This is a genomic window from Lentisphaera profundi, from assembly GCF_028728065.1.
Taxonomy (GTDB): Bacteria; Verrucomicrobiota; Lentisphaeria; order Lentisphaerales; family Lentisphaeraceae; genus Lentisphaera; species Lentisphaera profundi.
On record NZ_CP117811.1, the window covers coordinates 697,662 to 713,658 of the forward strand.

A 15,997-nucleotide genomic window follows, 5' to 3' on the forward strand; every position below is an offset into this window, starting at 1 on the left:
CATAAATCAGCCTGTGTTGCATTAACATAGAACGGAACAACGAGGGTCGTAGACCCGGCATAGAATAGCGTGTGGCGTGAGCCATAGGTATAGTTTGATGAAATGACGCGAGGGCTCACTTGTGAGTCCGGCATATATCGGTCTTGGCTGTGAGCCACTTTAGCCCTATCGCTACTGCATGAGTCCATCGAATCGAAAATTGCCAATGCCCCAGTTATTGGATTTATTCCAGGGATGACCATTGGTATTTTTATTAAAGCCAATCATTTGAGGATTGCTGAATATATACATATAATTCATTGCTTTGACATGACCGTCGACAAATAGCGCATTAGCTTTGTGCGCCAGCTGTCGATGCGCTTCAATCCGGTTTCGGTATGCTGTCCATTTGCATTGATGCGCTCAAGCCTGGCAACATCATCCAATGCACCGCCCACAAACATCGTGTATCCGCTTGAAATAGAATCACCGATGAGTAATACCTTGGGGAAGGACTGTGCGAGGCGGAGCGGCAGCCTCTCCCGAAACCGCGATCATGATATGTTTAGCGACTTGTTTTGCGTGTTCTTTGCGGCCCTCGGTGTTGAAGTGAACGTCATTATCTGCAAGAGCAAACTCATTGCGCCTGGCTTTTGTGAAGGAATGCAGATCATTCACCTGAATGCCATGTTTCTTCATTACGCGCTCAGCAGCATCCAGATATGTCTTTTCTATTTCAGGTGTCAGGGTGATTCCGCCGGTGCGTTCCGCTTTCGGGCAAATCGTCGTCGTTGTGGCCCAGATAAGCTTGGCTCCTGTTTTCTTCAAGCGGAGAACCAAGGTTTCCAGCCTTTCTTCATAAGCCTTTGGACTCCTATCGACCTCCATATACCGCCATCCATACATGTCCCATAAGCCCCAGTTGAAATGAATGACATCCCATTCAGTAGTTTCTAACCACGTATCAATATGGGCGATACCTCTCATTGTAGGCCCTGCATTTCCTTTGTGATGCTTCACAATCGCTTTTCCATTTAACTGCTTGATAACATAGGGCGTATACTGACAGGAAATGGAGTCCCCAATGAGCAATACCTTGGGAATACCCGTATCCAGCAGAGTTTGTCCCTCTGGCTGAGCTACAGTCGTTACAGCGGCGACAAGCATTAAAAATACAAATTTCATCTTTGAAGCTCAAACAGGCTGGCTTCATGAGCAAATTCAGAATTGGTCAATGTCATATTTTGATCCTTAAATTTTTCTAATAGAAGGACGAATAGAAGCAGACCTTAACAGTAATTTCAAATAAAATTCAATACTTAGCTATGTACAAGTTTTACTCACACAAACAAATGCACTGTTACTGAGAGATGAGCTCGAAAGGCTTAGGAATGTAGCCATGGACGTAAGTCCGTGGTATTTGAATAGCAGAATCGTGCGTGCCGAAGTTACGCTGCAGAACTTTAGCTTCATACCTTCGGCATGAGTATCATTTTTTAACAATAGCCACTGGATAAATCCGGTGGCTACCATGCTTCATACCTTCGGCATGTACTTGATTTCCCATTCATTAATGGGGAGCTCGAGGAGCAGCAGGCCTCAAATGGCTGGGAACTTAAGGGGTTTCAGGTGTTTTTTTTGCGAAGCTAGCCCGCGGAGGCTCTCTTAATGGGTGGAAACTTAAGGGTATTTATACGTGCTGCCACCTTTTTTAGTAGGGCCCCGAGGGCTCCTCGGCTACCGGAGGTATTTATACTGGGGCTCTGCCCCAAACCTCGCTTAAGGTACTGCCGTACGGGCCAATCATCTTTATCCGCCTGTGTGGCAACACCCCTTAAGGATCCCTACACTCGGAGCTTCGCGCCCGCGCTTAATTTTAAGCTTAGATTTGCTTCAATTCCCTACCATTAGGAGCACCTATCTCTTAGGGATCGCATCTTTGGCGTCAGTGACACAGTCGCGCATCTTGACCCTATCTCTCACACAAAGACGGTAATTCACCACAGCGTCGGCTGCGTGAGTCCGTCGAATCGAAAATTGTCAATCCCCCAGTTAGTGGATCTATTCCAGGGATGACCATTGGTGTTTTGATTAAAACCAATCATTTGAGGATTGCTGAATATATACGTATAATTCATTGCTTTGACATGACCGTCGACAAATAGCGCATTAGCTTTGTTCCCAACATGTCGGGGAGCTATAACATTGGTATTGTAATAGATGTCAGCACGGCCGTGGGCATCCATGGTAAAAATGACTTCGGAGGGGCTTACTGCACCCAAGCCACTGAGCGACGACACTTCCCTAAGGTAGCGATTCATGGGAAAACTGGCCTCCCAAATCATGCTAGTGATCCAAAAATCTCTGTTTTGCGAGGGACAGAACCATAGGTCCATGTTTCGGACATAATTATAATCATAAATACCTTTATAGCCTTTGGTTCCTCCAGGTCCTGTTAATAGCGTCGGCAGAGGCCCGTTTGGGCCGCCAGAACGATAATAATTATTGCCGTTATATCCCATACCACTTGGCAAGAATCGATTGTCATTATCATCAAGATACATGAAGTTAGCCATACCGATTTGTTTTTGCTGACTGACGCATACCGCTTTTCTTGCTTCGCCTCTTGATTTAGAAAGCATGGGAGCCAAAAATGAAGCAAGGATACCAATAATCGCAATGACTACCAGTAATTCTATGAGGCTAAAGTGATTTGTTTTTGTACAATTATTTTTCATTTAAGGTCCTTAGGTTCTATTATATTTTATAATAGAAGTCAGTTTAAATCAAGATCTTAACACTAAATCAGAAAAAAATTAAATTTTCTGTTTAAAGTTTACTTATTTTACTTAGTATAGTATTGATTAGAGTGCTGATTTAATAGATCATTAAAGTACGAGAAGCAATTGGGAAATTGCGATGGCACACAGAAAACATAGGAATCAAATGGATAATTGGAATACAAGAGAGTCTTTACTTCTACGAGCATCGGATCCAGATAATCACGAAGCCTTTGAAGAGTTCGTTTATTATTACAAAAATTTTATCAGCATGGTTTTTTCTAAGCTGGGTGTGCAACAAAGTCAAATTGATGACCTCCGGCAGGATCTTTTAATTAAACTTTGGAAAGACATCGGCAAGTTTGATTCGACTCGGGAGAATTCGAATTTTCGCGGTTGGCTGAGTGTGGTTATGAGGCATGAAGTTTATCGTTTTTTTCGAAAAAATAAGAGTGATAAGAAGGAACTCAGTGATACAGATTTGGACTTATCGCAAGAAAGTGAAATTGATCAAATGATTGAAAAAGAATGGAAGGCTTATGTTACTTCTTTGGCGGTAGAAAAAATCAAAGCTCATTTTGATGGCAATGCCCTGAAAGTCTTTTATCTCACTTTAGAGGGCAAGAATGCTGCCGCTATTGCTGTTGAGTTAGAGATGTCCGAAAACTCTGTCTATGTACTTCGTTCAAGGGTAAAAGCTCGTTTTCAAGGTGAGATCCGCCAATTAAGGTCACTACTAGAGAATCATCAGTGACTCAGGAAACCGATAAATTTATTGCCATTCCCAAAAACCTTGATTATCGAGCGACGGATTTTTATGATTTAGAGGAAGATGAGCGAGATACGCAATGTACTCAGCTCTATGAAGAATTTGCTGATGTTAATAAGCGCTATACGGAAGTGGCTGAAATTGCTTCTGGGGGGATGAAAATCATTTCTCGAGCCTATGATCAAAAGACCGGGCGTTATGTGGCTATGGCGTCGGTTAAAGAAAATTTAGGAAAAGAACCCTACGGTCCTTTTCTTGCAGAAGCACGGCTGACGGCGGCACTGCATCATCCCAATATTATCAAAGTTCATGATATAGATTACAGAGATGATGGCAGTCCGTATTTCACCATGGACCTCAAGTTAGGAGATTCATTAAACGAAATTCTGAAGAAATTGCAGCAAGGTGTTGAGTCCTACACAAATTTATATACGACGGAATCACTACTCAATATTTTTATTAAAATTTGTGATGCGGTCTCCTATAGCCATGCTCAAAGTATTTTGCATTTGGATATAAAGCCGGAAAATGTTCAGGTAGGTGAACATGGTGAAGTACTGCTTTGTGACTGGGGCTTGGCACGTCAGCTTGGCGACAAAACTACAGACAATGATGATCTTTTGAGCATGGAGTTTCTCAATGGTCAGACACTGGTCGGCAAAGTTCGAGGAACACCTGGCTTTATGGCTCCCGAACTTCTCAAAGACAAGAAAAAAAGAGCTTTGCAGTCAGATGTTTACGCATTGGGCGCAGTGCTTTACACAATCCTGACTTATCAGAATCCGATTGATGGTGATGTTCAGACGGTACTTTTGAAAACTAAAAATGGCGATATTATAGCTCCGATTGAGCGTTGCCCAGATAAAGCGATTCCCAAGAGTTTGAATGCGGTGGTGATGAAGGCTATGGCTTATGATAAACACGACCGTTACGCCACGGTGAATGAGTTTACTGAGGATGTCAGGAAATATTTATTTGGTTATGCGACAAGCGCAGAAAACGCGGGTTTTTTGAAAGGCTTGATGCTATTTTATAAACGCAATAAAAATGCTAGTCGAATTGCCGCTACTTCACTTTTTATTCTGATGATGTTTGTTTATGCCTTTATTATCAAGCTTGAAAAGGCCAGGCTGAATGAATATCAACTGCGATTGACTGCTGAGCAGCAGAGAAAAATAGCCGAGGATAATTTTCAAAAATACAAAGAGGAAAAAGAGCTAGCCGATTTAAGTCTAGCGGCTGACCCGAGCGTGGTTCTTGCTAAGATAAAAGAGTATTACCATAGTCATTTTCTGGATGCGCCGAAAGCAACACTTGATCATGTGATGAAATCCCTCGAGCGCATTAAAGAATCCAATGACAGCGCTATTTTACTTTATGAATTCAAGGGAGATGTACACTTTGTCAGGGAAGAGTTTGATTTAGCGCTCAAAGAACTTCAAAAAGGACGAGGAGCCGAAGAGAACCCCAATTTATTTAAAGCATTAAAATCAGTTGAAGATTATCAGAGTAGTCAGCAAGCAGCACCGATAGCAGTGATCAACACTGTTTTAGATAAGTTGAGTGGTGATTTTGTTCAACAGCAGGTCCGGATGATGATTTATGATGGGGCAGTAAGAGCCAAAGATGAAGATCATCTTCAATTAGTAAAGCGAGTCTTCACGGAAGTTAATCGAGTTGATGTACTCGATGAATTTAGCTATGATTTTGAAACTAAAACTTTAATAATAGATGGTGATTTTGTGCGCTGTAGTACTTATATTGCGCAGTTTGATCAAGAAGTTTCACTCTTATCGACTTTGGGACCAGAGCACCTCATTATAAAAGGGACGGAGCGCTTAAATACACCCAGCCTCGGTGGCTTGAATTTAAAAACGCTTGATTTGAGTGGAGTAAAATTAGATAATCTGTATAAGTTTATCAAAAGAGGGGTGACTGAAAAACTCATTATCAATAAAGCGACAACGGATCCCGAGCTTTTAAAGCTTTTGAAAAAAGAATACAAGATCGTTTTTAAACCTGAGTAGTTCACTTCAGGTTCTGCAGTGTCACCTTATAGTAGGGAGCTTAAGCACATGCCGACGGTATGTAGTAGGGTAGCCACCGGATTCATCCGGTGGGTATGGTTAAAAAAATAATATTCATGCCGAAGGTATGATGGAAACGCTCTGCAGCATAGTTTCGGCACGCACGATGAACCTAGAATCCATGCACCTGATGCAAATTTAGAAGCGGGGCATCTGTAGAAGGCTAATTTATTGGTGGTCTCTTTACCAATATAAGGTTCGAGCATTTGCTAGCGTAATAAGACTCCAACCCGGCATATATCAGCGTGTGGCGTGAGCCACAGGTATAGTTTGATGCAATGAAGCGAGGGCTCATGAATGTGAGTCCGGCATATACCGGACCCAAGCTTGGGCCCTAAACTAATTCTAAACCAGTTTCACGCCCCTGACGGAGCATGCTACATAATGTCGGACTCACAAGTGAGCCCCTTCCCAAAATCAGATTTATTTAGTCATGCCCCTGACGGAGCATGCTACATTATGTCGTTGCGGAGCACCTAGAACTGAAGGTCCGCAATAGTGTAGCCTGTGTTGTATTCTCCTAGAGCGGAACAATTAGGGTCGTAGACCCAGCATATATCAGCGTGTGGCGTGAGCCACATGTATAGTTTGATGAAATGAAGTGAGGGCTCATGAATGTGAGTCCGGCATATACCGGAGCCAAGTTTGGGTCCTAAACTAATGCCAAACCTGTTTTCACGCCCCTGACGGAGCATGCTACATTCTAGTTTAATGCATATATTTAAAAAGCACTTTCTCCGATGGCAGCTTCAAAGAATGGTGTCCAGGTATTTCTATATGGCTTAGTAGACCGCCACTCGTCTGTTGGGATATAAGCTTTTACCACACTTCCATCGGTAACAGCTAGGTTGAAATATCCATGATTGCCATGAAAGTCACCTTTAGAGGTCTCCATCACAAAATCATACATAAAAGGTTTTCTACTTGAATGCTTGAATGGAGGTAGATGTCCTGCGTTCCAATTGTGAATCGTCAAATTATCGAGCGTCTGTGGACGACCGTAGTTTGAACGCATAAAGCCGTTGTAGTTTCTTCCATTAGAGGCACCTGCGATCCATGCTCCATCACCACTGTTGTACTCTGAACTAGGGCATCTATAAACGGCTAATTTATTATTCACGTCATCTCTCCCTAAGTAGGGTTCAAAAATTTGTTCACCACTTTCGTAAAATTGACCCGACTCTGCTCCGTCGTTCCAAGCGGTCGCTACCATGAATTGACCGCGTAAATGGTGAGCATAAACTTTGTTTTCATTATCATCAGCAAAGAGCATTTGAGTGATATAAAGTTGCTTGAGGTTATTTTTACATAGGACTTCTCTAGCTTTCCTTCTAGCATTGCTTAGCGATGGCACCAGTAGCGATGCCAAGATGCCAATAATGGCAACAACGACGAGAATTTCAATCAGTGTGAATCTCTTTTTAAGCTGCATATCTGACCTCAATATCATTAATTAAGTGTATACCTTTTATATAGAAGTCACAAGCTTGATCAATCTTAACAACTAATAAATATTTATTGATGAATTGAAGCGAGCGCTCACGAATGTGAGTCCGGCATATACCAGAGCCAAGTTTGGGCCCTAAACTAATCCCAAACCTGTTTTCACGCCCCTGACGGAGCATGCTACATAATGTCGGACTCACAAGTGAGCCCTCACACAAAATTAGATTACTCATTCATGCCCCTGACGGAGCATGCTACAATCTGTTGGTGCGGAGAATTAAAAATCACCTGATAGTACGCTTAGCCAAGTACCGCACTGAGTAATATCAGCGTGGAAATTTGGCAAAGAACGAGGCAATGACCTTTATTGAAGTTTCACACAAACAAAAAAAGGAAATTGCCTCATGGAAATGTATAACTCAAAAACGAAATATCATTGTGGAATTGACCTTCACAAGTCATCTGCTCATATTTGTGTCATGGACAAGGAAGGAAATATAATGCTGCATAAAAACATCCGAGATAATAATTTTGTCTATATGAAGAAGGTCTTGGCGCCTTATGTCGATGACCTCACTATTGCTTGTGAGAGCACTTATAATTGGTACCCTCTTGCAGATTTTTGTCGTTCAGAGAATATTGAATTCACTCTTGGTCATGCGCTCTATATGAAATCTATTCACGGAGGAAAAGCTAAAAACGATAAAATTGATAGCAAAAAAATCACTGATTTATTACGCACGAATTTATTGCCTCACGCCTATGCTTGCCCAGCAGAATACCGCTCTCATAGAGACCTCTTACGAAGGCGTATAAAGTTAGTGCAGTCCAAGTCTGGAATATCAGTCTACATGAATATTTTTGAGCAACAAAACGAGCTAAAAGAAAGTACTTTATACATGAGGTCAAAACCAGATAAACTAGAAAGTCTAGTAGAACATCAGGACTTTTCTGGGATAGGTGGCATCGCGATGGAACGGAACTATCAGCTCAACACAAATCTATTGATGGCTTATACAAAAGAGTTGATCGCAGTGGATAAAGATCTCAAAGAATTCACTTTAAATAGTGCCTACAATGAAGAATTTGAAATAGTAAAGTCAATGCCTGGAGTAGGCGATACCCTTGGTATGGTCATTATCTATGAAACTCACGACATCAAAAGGTTTAAAAGCCCAGGTAAGTATTCAAGTTATTGTCGAGTGATTAAATGTAAAAAAGAAAGTGCGGGTAAAAGTTATGGTTATAGTGGAGCAAAAATAGGTAATCCATTTTTAAAATGGGCCTATAGTCAGGCTGCCGTACTATCAAAAAGAAACCCTTTGATGAAAGCTTTTTCAAATGACCTAATAAGGCAACACGGCGAACGTAAAGCTAGAGCTATTTACACTCATAAGATTTGTCGATCAATTTATTTCATGCTCCAGAGAAAACAAAAATTTGATCCCATTGATTTTTTTGGAAGACAAAAATATGAACGTTTACAAAGACTAAATAATTAAAAAATCTGGAATCTTTTGCAGTGAAGCCGTCAATGGGGACTTGGACTTTGAGCCTCTATCACCTGATTAGATCGCTGTAAAAGGTTTCTTTAAATCAAAAGAAGTTTAGATGATGACTCACCCCTTACTGAGCCCGATATGTACTGGACGATTCCACATGATAGAATTGAGCCTTGATTTACACCTGAATAGGACAGCGAGGGATTGACCGCAAGTAGTTTCTAAGGCGTCGGTTAGCAGCTAAAAAGAAAAGCTGAATAGATCGACAGGGCTCCTTTAAAGCCTTTGACCTTATATGGATGTCTGGAGGGACTTCACATTAAGTGAAAGACCCGTACCCGAAAAGAAGAAACAAAGATGAGCTGAACTAAACATTTTTAAGCACAAGTCGTTTTGAAAATCAAAAAAACGGATACAAAGATTTATTGTCTACTTGACAAATTTGGCTAAATGGATGTCCCCAATTTTTCCTAAGAGCTCAGTTAATCGACATAGGTGAATTTGATGAGAGGCATTTTTCGGATGAACTCGTTTGGGATTTGACCTTTTTTAATGACGATTTCTTCTAGGCCTTTAATCGCATAGAAGCGTTCGAATTCTACTATTTTACGATCGACTAAAATGAGTTTTTTTACATAAGTAAAGCTGATTTTTTCAGGGGAGAATGAGCCTTTTCCACTGAGGTCGAGGGAACCAATAGTCATCCCTGCAAGAGCCATGAATTGATCGGCTTTATTGTGATTCTTCAAGGAGAAGGAAGTGAAGATTTGACCTTCTTCAGTGTCGTATTGAATATCCCAAAGCTCTTGATGGGGGTTTGTTTTCTTTATGGTCTGAATAATTAAGTTGAGTCGTGATTCACGGCTTTGGGGGATTTCCATACGAGTGCGCATAATCCCGCTGGCAATCCAAGCATGCTGCTTGAGTTTTAAGTCAAAAAATAGTTGGATCATGAGCTCATTGCTAAAGCCACTGATAGTGGGACTCAATTTGGCGTATTTTCTGAAAATAGGAACGCACTTTTTCATGAAATCAGTCTGTGTGAGGTGGGTATCATAAGTTTTGATGGCTTCGGGGAAATTGCCATTAAAAACGTGAAGCATAAACATTTTTTCGTAGAGTTCGATCCTATTCGGGGTGGCCTGGATAGCGACTTCTAATTGTTTTTCATAGCGATAGTATTTCCATTTATCGAGTCCCACGGGAACTTTGCTAATCCATTCTGAAGTGAGTTCGCCGAATTGCTTGCGTTCACTTTTTTCTTGCTTATATAAACTAAAATTACTTTCGCTCTGGAGCAGAGCTTTCTCGGTGGCGATTTTTGATTCGGTAGCGGCTGTTAAAGCTAAGCGGGTATTGGATTCACTCTGCTGTAATTTTGTGATGAAAGTGAGGGTGAGCATAAATATGATGATGAGAGAAGCAGAAATCAATAAACAGATTTTCATGTGGCGTTGAAAAATTAACTTACTGAGAGTGAGTAAATTGGCATTCTCGGCTTCAGTGGCAAAGCCATCGAGGTAAAGTTCAATTTCGTGCTGGAGGTCCTTAACTTGCTGATAGCGCACATCGGGATGATTGGACATAGCTTTCATACAAACGGCATTTAAACTCGAGGGGATCTTGAGTTCGGGGCAACGCTTGAGGGGGGAAGTGAGTTTGCGTTCTAAACGAATATCTTGTGAGCCGAAAGGGCGCTTATAGGTGAGTAAGCTATAGAGGATTCCACCCAAAGAAAAAATGTCGGTACGTTCATCAGTTATTTTATGCTTGGGATCGAATTGTTCTGGCGCCATATAGGAAGGCGTGCCATTAATCGTGTCAGGGATAGTAATATTATTTTCGGAGAGCTGATTACTATCATTTTCGGGAATATAGATTCGCTTTGCGATGCCCCAGTCATGGAGCAGAACTTCGCCAAAACTATCGATTTTGATATTTTCAGGTTTGAGATCGAGATGAATGATTCCCCGTGAATGAGCATAGGAAACCGCATCACAAATTTTAATGAAAATTCGCAGGGATTGATTGAGCGTGAAATGCTTTGATTCTTCAAAAATATAGTGATTTAAATTATCTCCCATCACTAATTTCATAGTGAAAAAGGGGCTCTCCATGACGCCGACATCATAGACCGGGATAATATTGGGATGCTCGAGTAAAGCACTCATTTTTGCCTCGCGCACGAACTCAGCTTGATGTAGCTCAAGGGGACGATCTTCGCGCAGGAAAGCAATGGCTAAATGACGGCAGCTTTTGCGGTCGTAGGCTTTGAAAATAGATTTCAGACCACCATCAGCCACTTTGTCGCCAATTTGGTAACGCTCTTCGGGAAGTACGGGATCAAAAGAATCGTCGAGCTCTTCATCGTGAATATTTTCATAGAGAGAACCCAGGCGATCATCGATGTGAAAACAGGCTTCGTGAATGAGTTCTTCTTTATGAGTTTCGTCAGGCACTGAATATCCTAATTAAAATGAGTATGTAGACTTAGTTTATACTAAAATGCTAGCTAAATCTAGTGACGGTACATGGGAAGAAGAATTTATATTCGACGAATACGCATCTTTTGTACTTGAGTTTCTTGATCTGCCTTCGAATGTTGGAAAGATATGGGGCCCGCTTGCTTGAGTTTAACTTTTGAATCAGAGATGAGTTTATTATTGATCCATATTTCTAGGCGATTTTGATCTAGGCGTAAACGCAAGTGATTCCATTTTTGTTGGGAGGCGGGCAAGGTAGTTATTATTTGCTCACCACGAAGTGCTAAGTGGAGTTCTTCACTATTTGTTTTGTAATCGAATTGGAGGTCAAAATTGTGATAATTATTGAGGGTAGTCAAGGCCTCTTGCGCTTGTTTTGATTTGAATGAAATAAGCTTGTTATCGATCTGGATCGATTGATTAGTCTGCCACTGATTTACAGGCTCCCAATTATCACCATCACGCAATTGAATCAGTTGCTTTTTGAGTTGAGTTTTGATGTGAGTGTACTCTGGAGAAGTGGCGAGGTTTTGCGATTCACGGGGGTCGCTTGAGTAATTGTAGAGTTCTTCTTCACCATTAGATGTTAGCGTATAACGCCAATCCTCTGAACGGACAGAGAAATGAGGGAAGGGAGCTCCATCAAAATTCTTATTCATGCTATGGTCTTTGCCGGGTAGGGCAGTAATAGCCACTTTGGGACCGGGCCATTGTTGTGACTGGGGATTCATAAGAAAGGGACGCAAACTAAAGCCATCCATTTTGATTTTATTGGTCTCGGCATTGGGCTCTAGGGGAAGTTGTAAGAGATCATTGATTGTGGGGTACAGATCAATTAGAGATACCGGTTTCGAACATTTTTGATTTTGAACCATGTTTTTGAGACCGGAAATAATGAGTGGTACGTGAGTGGCACCATCCCAGAGGCTTTGTTTATAGAGGAATTTTTTGTCGCCCATATGAAAACCGTGGTCACTCGTGAAGACAACAATTGTATTATCGCGATATTCGCTGGCTTCAATAGCATCCAATATTTCTCCTACTTGATCATCCACAAAAGAGACGCAGGCGAGGTAAGCTTGTATCCACTGGCGTAGGAGGAGGTCATCACCATTTTGAGCAAGAAATTTATAGCGCTGGAAACCATAGAGCTCGGTGTTGGCAAGTTGAGTGCTACAATCGGCTAAATCATTTTTAATGCGAGTGGGGATTTTTATGCTCTCGAGTGGGAAGCGATCAAAATATTCTTGGGGAGCATAGAGCGGTGTGTGAGTTCGTACTAAGCCGGCAAAGAGAGCAAAGGGCTTGGAGTGCTTTTTAGCCAAAATTTCTTTGCAGTAATTGGCCGAGAGCTCATCGGGAAGCAGGTCGCGATCATGACCATTGTTTAGATTCCAGGGTTTATTATAGAGGAACCAACCTTTTTTTCCTTGAGGAAGCGATGACCAATCGGGAATTTCTTCGAGGGGGCCGAAAGTTTGTTCCCACTTGTGAGATAGATTGGGCATGGCTTTAAAGAGGTGATCTTGACTCGAATGATGGCCCATGTAGGGCTCGCCATTAAGCGGGTGCGGACCGTAATTCGTGCCAACGCCATAAGTTTTAAATACTTTTGCTTTTTGACCACCATGATAAACTTTGCCGGTTGCATAGACATCGAAGTTATTGTTTTTCAAATGATGAGGAAGGTCAATACAATCTTTGAAAATTCCACGTTGCTTAGGGTTCTCAAACCAAAAAAGTCCACTTGTTTGAGGATAGAGTCCATAGAGTAAACTCACGCGCGAAGGAGCACAGATGGGGTCGTTTGAATGAGCGTTCGTAAAGCTGACGCCACTTTTTGCGAGGCGATCAATATTAGGGGTCGCAATTTCCGGACGAGTCGATGGTCCCAAAGGCAAATCATTGAGATCATCCACAATGATAAAAACTAGGTTAGGAGCTTGTGTTTGAGCTAATAATTGTGAAACAAGGCCGATAGTTAAGCCTAGTATTAAAAATATTTTTGATCGATTCTTACTAGTCAAATTATTGTTCATGATTTTCAATTTTTTCCTTTTTAAGGATTCCATAAAGTTGAGCCCCAGGTACTATTGGCGGTGAGGTAAGAACTGGATAAAGCTTGGGCATGACCATCTAAAAATGACGTATTAGCTTTGTTATTGTGCCTATTGATTCTAATACTGCTATCAGCTGTGAATAGACTAGCTGAATTTGTTTGATAATAAGCCGTATAACTAAAATTACCGTTGTTTAAAGTGTCCATCATTAGAACAGTTTCGCTGGGGTGAGAACTGGTGATGGCGACGGGCTCATCACTATTAGATCTCCAGCCAATTTTTGAGTTAGGACCAAAGCCGGAAGACCAATGATTGGTGATGGGAGTACTTGAAGGACATGAAAGATTATTGAGATTATCCACATCTGATATATAGCCAGTAACTTTGAGGCGATCGTACCATTGATCCCATGGCGCAAGCGTATTGGCGGTAGAGTGGGGCACCATATTATCAAAATCATCGGCATAGATCAAGCTTGAGATGCTGTATTGCTTTATTTTATTGAGGCATACAGCTTGCTGTGCAGTTTTTCTAGATTTACTCAGCATGGGTAATAAAAGACTTGCAAGGATACCAATGATGGCAATCACGACTAAGAGCTCAATTAAGCTAAAATTTTTAAAGATATTTTTTTTATGCATGTGAGCTCCTCGTTTAGTGCTTATCATAAAAAACAGGGTGGCTTTTGATAAGTGACAAAAAAATGAAATCTTTTATTTTGGCACGCCCTATCTTTACGAGGAGTTCAGCTACTGATTTTTTGAATTAGAATTAGATATTCTGCGACTTTTTGTGTTTATTGTATTCAGGCCAGCTAAGTTCGCCATCCTTGTTGCTGTCAGCAGAGGGATTTTTTTTAAAGTAGCTATCTTTCCATTTTTCGCCGGCAGTTTTTGTTGCTTCGTCTTTTGTATCAAGAGCTTTTTGGGCATCTTTATGAGCTTTGTGCTCCGGCCAGCTAAGCTCACCATCCTTGTTGGTGTCAGCAGTAGGATGTTTTTTGAAATATTCTGTTTTCCAATCGTCAGCTGATTTTTCAGCGTGTAATGAACTGATGAACGAGAAGGCTAGGGCGGTAAATATTAGAGTTTTATTCATTTGTAGTCCTTATTTTTTTATGTTTATTAAATTCAGGCCAGCTAAGTTCACCATCTTTATTGCTGTCAGCAGAGGGGTGCTTTTTAAAGTAGGTATCTTTCCATTGCTCGCCGCCTATTTTCTTTTTCTTGGAGCTCACGGTGCTTAGTGGAGTATTTTTATCTTTGATGCTCTCAAACATGTCGCTCTTGAGCTGTTTTTTGATATGTGCGTATTCGGGATTCGAAGCAAGATTAGTCCATTCATTTGAGTCACGTCGATGATCATAAAGTTCTTCTTTACCATCCTGATAATGAATGTAGCGAAAATCTTTGGTACGAATGGCGATATGCTGATCTTTTGGGAGTTTTGATCTATAACTATCGGTCATGGTCATAGCAAAGTTGGGCCCTGCCCATTGTTCGGTTTCAGGATTGTCTAAAAAGCTTTTAAGGCTAAAGCCATCAAGTTCAGCCCCATGATCATTTAATTTAGTCGAACCTTGTAATTGACAGAAATCTTTAAGTGTGGGGAAAACATCGATAAGGCTAATGGGCTGCTGAACAGCTTTACCTGCTTGATGCTTATAGTCGGGGTGTTTAATGATGAAAGGAACTCGAGTGCTATCTTCCCAAAGAGTGTATTTCCAAAGATGATCTTTTTCGCCAATCTGGTAGCCATGATCACTAAAGACCACAACAATGGTGTTATCTTTATAAGCGCTCTTTTCGAGTGCATCCAAAGCTTGTCCTAAGATTTCATCGGCAAAGGCAACAGAAGCTAAATAAGCTTGGGTATAGCGCCGTAAGCCTTCATCACTGCCTTCGCTATTGGCTTTTAGTGCTTGGTAAATTTGTGCGCCACGTGAATCCTTGCCACTACCTTGATGATAATGTGTATCTGCTAAGTCGTTTTCTTTGCGTTTGGAGAGTTGGATGGAGTCGAGTGGAAACATGTCGAAATACTTATCGGGCACTACTAAGGGCGTGTGAGGACGAATAATTCCTAAGGCCATAAAGAAGGGCTCGCGCTGCTTTTGTTTTTCCATTTGACCCAATTTATTTTTGAACCAAGTCACGGACTTTTCATCATTGAGTAGGTCGCGATCGCTTTCAGATTTATATTTGAAGGGAATAGCCTGTCCCCAGTTGCCGCCCATCCAACCTGTATAACCTGGAGCATCAGCACTTGCCGCAACCGAGGGGACATCAGAGAGCCGAGCAAAAGTGGCATCCAAAGCACCGAATGAACTCATTTCTTTAGGGCAAGAAGGATGGAGAGTACTCTTTTTGCCGTTGTAAGCGAGGGGGCCATAATCAGTTTCAACACCCACTTCATCCCAGACACCTTTCACTTTGCCATGAAAGATTTTACCTGCTAAATAAGTTTTATAGCCATTTTCTTGGAAGTACTGAGGTAAAGTTTTAGAGTTCTTTAAAACCGGGTTTTGAGCAGAGTTTTTAAAACCGTAATTTCTTGAACTCGCCGGATGAATTCCTCTCATAAAACTCGCTCGTGAAGGAGAACACACTGGCGCGTTACTATGGGCATTAGCAAAGATCACCGAGTCATGAGCCAATTTATTCAAATGAGGTGTTTTTGCTTGGGGATGTCCACCTAAAGGACCAATGAAATCATTGAGGTCATCAAAGACAATCATTAGCACATTGGGTTTTTCTTGAGCTGACATAGCTAAGCCAGTTAAGATAAAACTAATAAAGCAAAACAATTTAGAGTTCATAGAGGTCCCATATCATTAATTAAGTGTGATTAATTAAAGAAACCGACTCAATAGTACGGGGTGACAAAGAAGG

Annotated in this window: 11 protein-coding genes and 1 pseudogene; 3 read left to right on the forward strand and 9 right to left on the reverse strand. The window is 41.4% G+C overall.

The annotated features are described in order from the left end of the window. Positions 1–294 precede the first annotated feature (294 nt). The 3 genes and pseudogenes from PQO03_RS22040 to PQO03_RS02920 all read right to left on the reverse strand — a co-directional run. Positions 295–366: pseudogene (locus PQO03_RS22040) on the reverse strand (H-X9-DG-CTERM domain-containing protein); the annotation flags it as partial. Between the two features lie 99 nt (positions 367–465). Beyond that, positions 466–1,164, reverse strand: a complete 699-nt coding sequence (locus PQO03_RS02915) for an SGNH/GDSL hydrolase family protein (protein WP_274150982.1) — start codon at positions 1,162–1,164, stop codon at positions 466–468. Between the two features lie 812 nt (positions 1,165–1,976). Continuing rightward, positions 1,977–2,717 carry a prepilin-type N-terminal cleavage/methylation domain-containing protein gene (locus PQO03_RS02920; RefSeq protein WP_274150984.1) on the reverse strand — a complete coding sequence of 247 codons (741 nt, stop codon included), beginning with the start codon at positions 2,715–2,717 and terminating at the stop codon, positions 1,977–1,979. A 208-nt stretch (positions 2,718–2,925) separates the two neighbouring features. Here PQO03_RS02920 and PQO03_RS02925 point away from each other — a divergent pair, with 208 nt between their 5' ends. Next, positions 2,926–3,513, forward strand: a complete 588-nt coding sequence (locus tag PQO03_RS02925; RefSeq protein WP_274150985.1) for an RNA polymerase sigma factor — start codon at positions 2,926–2,928, stop codon at positions 3,511–3,513. Beyond that, complete coding sequence (locus PQO03_RS02930) at positions 3,510–5,555, forward strand: serine/threonine-protein kinase (RefSeq protein WP_274150986.1); 2,046 nt, start codon at positions 3,510–3,512, stop codon at positions 5,553–5,555. The genes PQO03_RS02925 and PQO03_RS02930 overlap by 4 nt, the downstream gene beginning before the upstream one ends. A gap of 781 nt (positions 5,556–6,336) precedes the next feature. Here the strand turns inward: PQO03_RS02930 and PQO03_RS02935 are convergent. After that, positions 6,337–7,047 (reverse strand): type II secretion system protein, encoded by a 711-nt coding sequence (locus PQO03_RS02935; RefSeq protein ID WP_274150988.1) that lies wholly within the window; start codon positions 7,045–7,047, stop codon positions 6,337–6,339. Between the two features lie 418 nt (positions 7,048–7,465). Between PQO03_RS02935 and PQO03_RS02940 the strand changes: the two genes are divergently transcribed. Beyond that, positions 7,466–8,563 carry an IS110 family transposase gene (locus tag PQO03_RS02940; protein ID WP_274150989.1) on the forward strand — a complete coding sequence of 366 codons (1,098 nt, stop codon included), beginning with the start codon at positions 7,466–7,468 and terminating at the stop codon, positions 8,561–8,563. A gap of 482 nt (positions 8,564–9,045) precedes the next feature. Here PQO03_RS02940 and PQO03_RS02945 read toward each other — a convergent pair whose 3' ends face one another. The 5 genes from PQO03_RS02945 to PQO03_RS02965 all read right to left on the reverse strand — a co-directional run bounded on the left by PQO03_RS02945 (position 9,046) and on the right by PQO03_RS02965 (position 15,924). Further along, entirely contained in the window at positions 9,046–11,022 is a 1,977-nt protein-coding gene (locus PQO03_RS02945) for a serine/threonine protein kinase (protein WP_274150991.1), read from the reverse strand. 86 nt (positions 11,023–11,108) lie between these two features. After that, positions 11,109–13,085, reverse strand: a complete 1,977-nt coding sequence (locus PQO03_RS02950; RefSeq protein WP_274150993.1) for a sulfatase-like hydrolase/transferase — start codon at positions 13,083–13,085, stop codon at positions 11,109–11,111. Between the two features lie 20 nt (positions 13,086–13,105). Continuing rightward, positions 13,106–13,747, reverse strand: coding sequence for a prepilin-type N-terminal cleavage/methylation domain-containing protein (locus tag PQO03_RS02955; RefSeq protein ID WP_274150994.1), 642 nt, complete (start codon positions 13,745–13,747; stop codon positions 13,106–13,108). A 130-nt stretch (positions 13,748–13,877) separates the two neighbouring features. Further along, positions 13,878–14,204 carry an EF-hand domain-containing protein gene (locus tag PQO03_RS02960; RefSeq protein ID WP_274150996.1) on the reverse strand — a complete coding sequence of 109 codons (327 nt, stop codon included), beginning with the start codon at positions 14,202–14,204 and terminating at the stop codon, positions 13,878–13,880. After that, the gene (locus PQO03_RS02965) at positions 14,197–15,924 is read right to left on the reverse strand and encodes a sulfatase (protein ID WP_274150998.1); all 1,728 of its coding nucleotides are present in this window, start codon (positions 15,922–15,924) and stop codon (positions 14,197–14,199) included. Before PQO03_RS02965 ends, PQO03_RS02960 begins: the two co-directional genes overlap by 8 nt. Positions 15,925–15,997 lie beyond the last annotated feature (73 nt).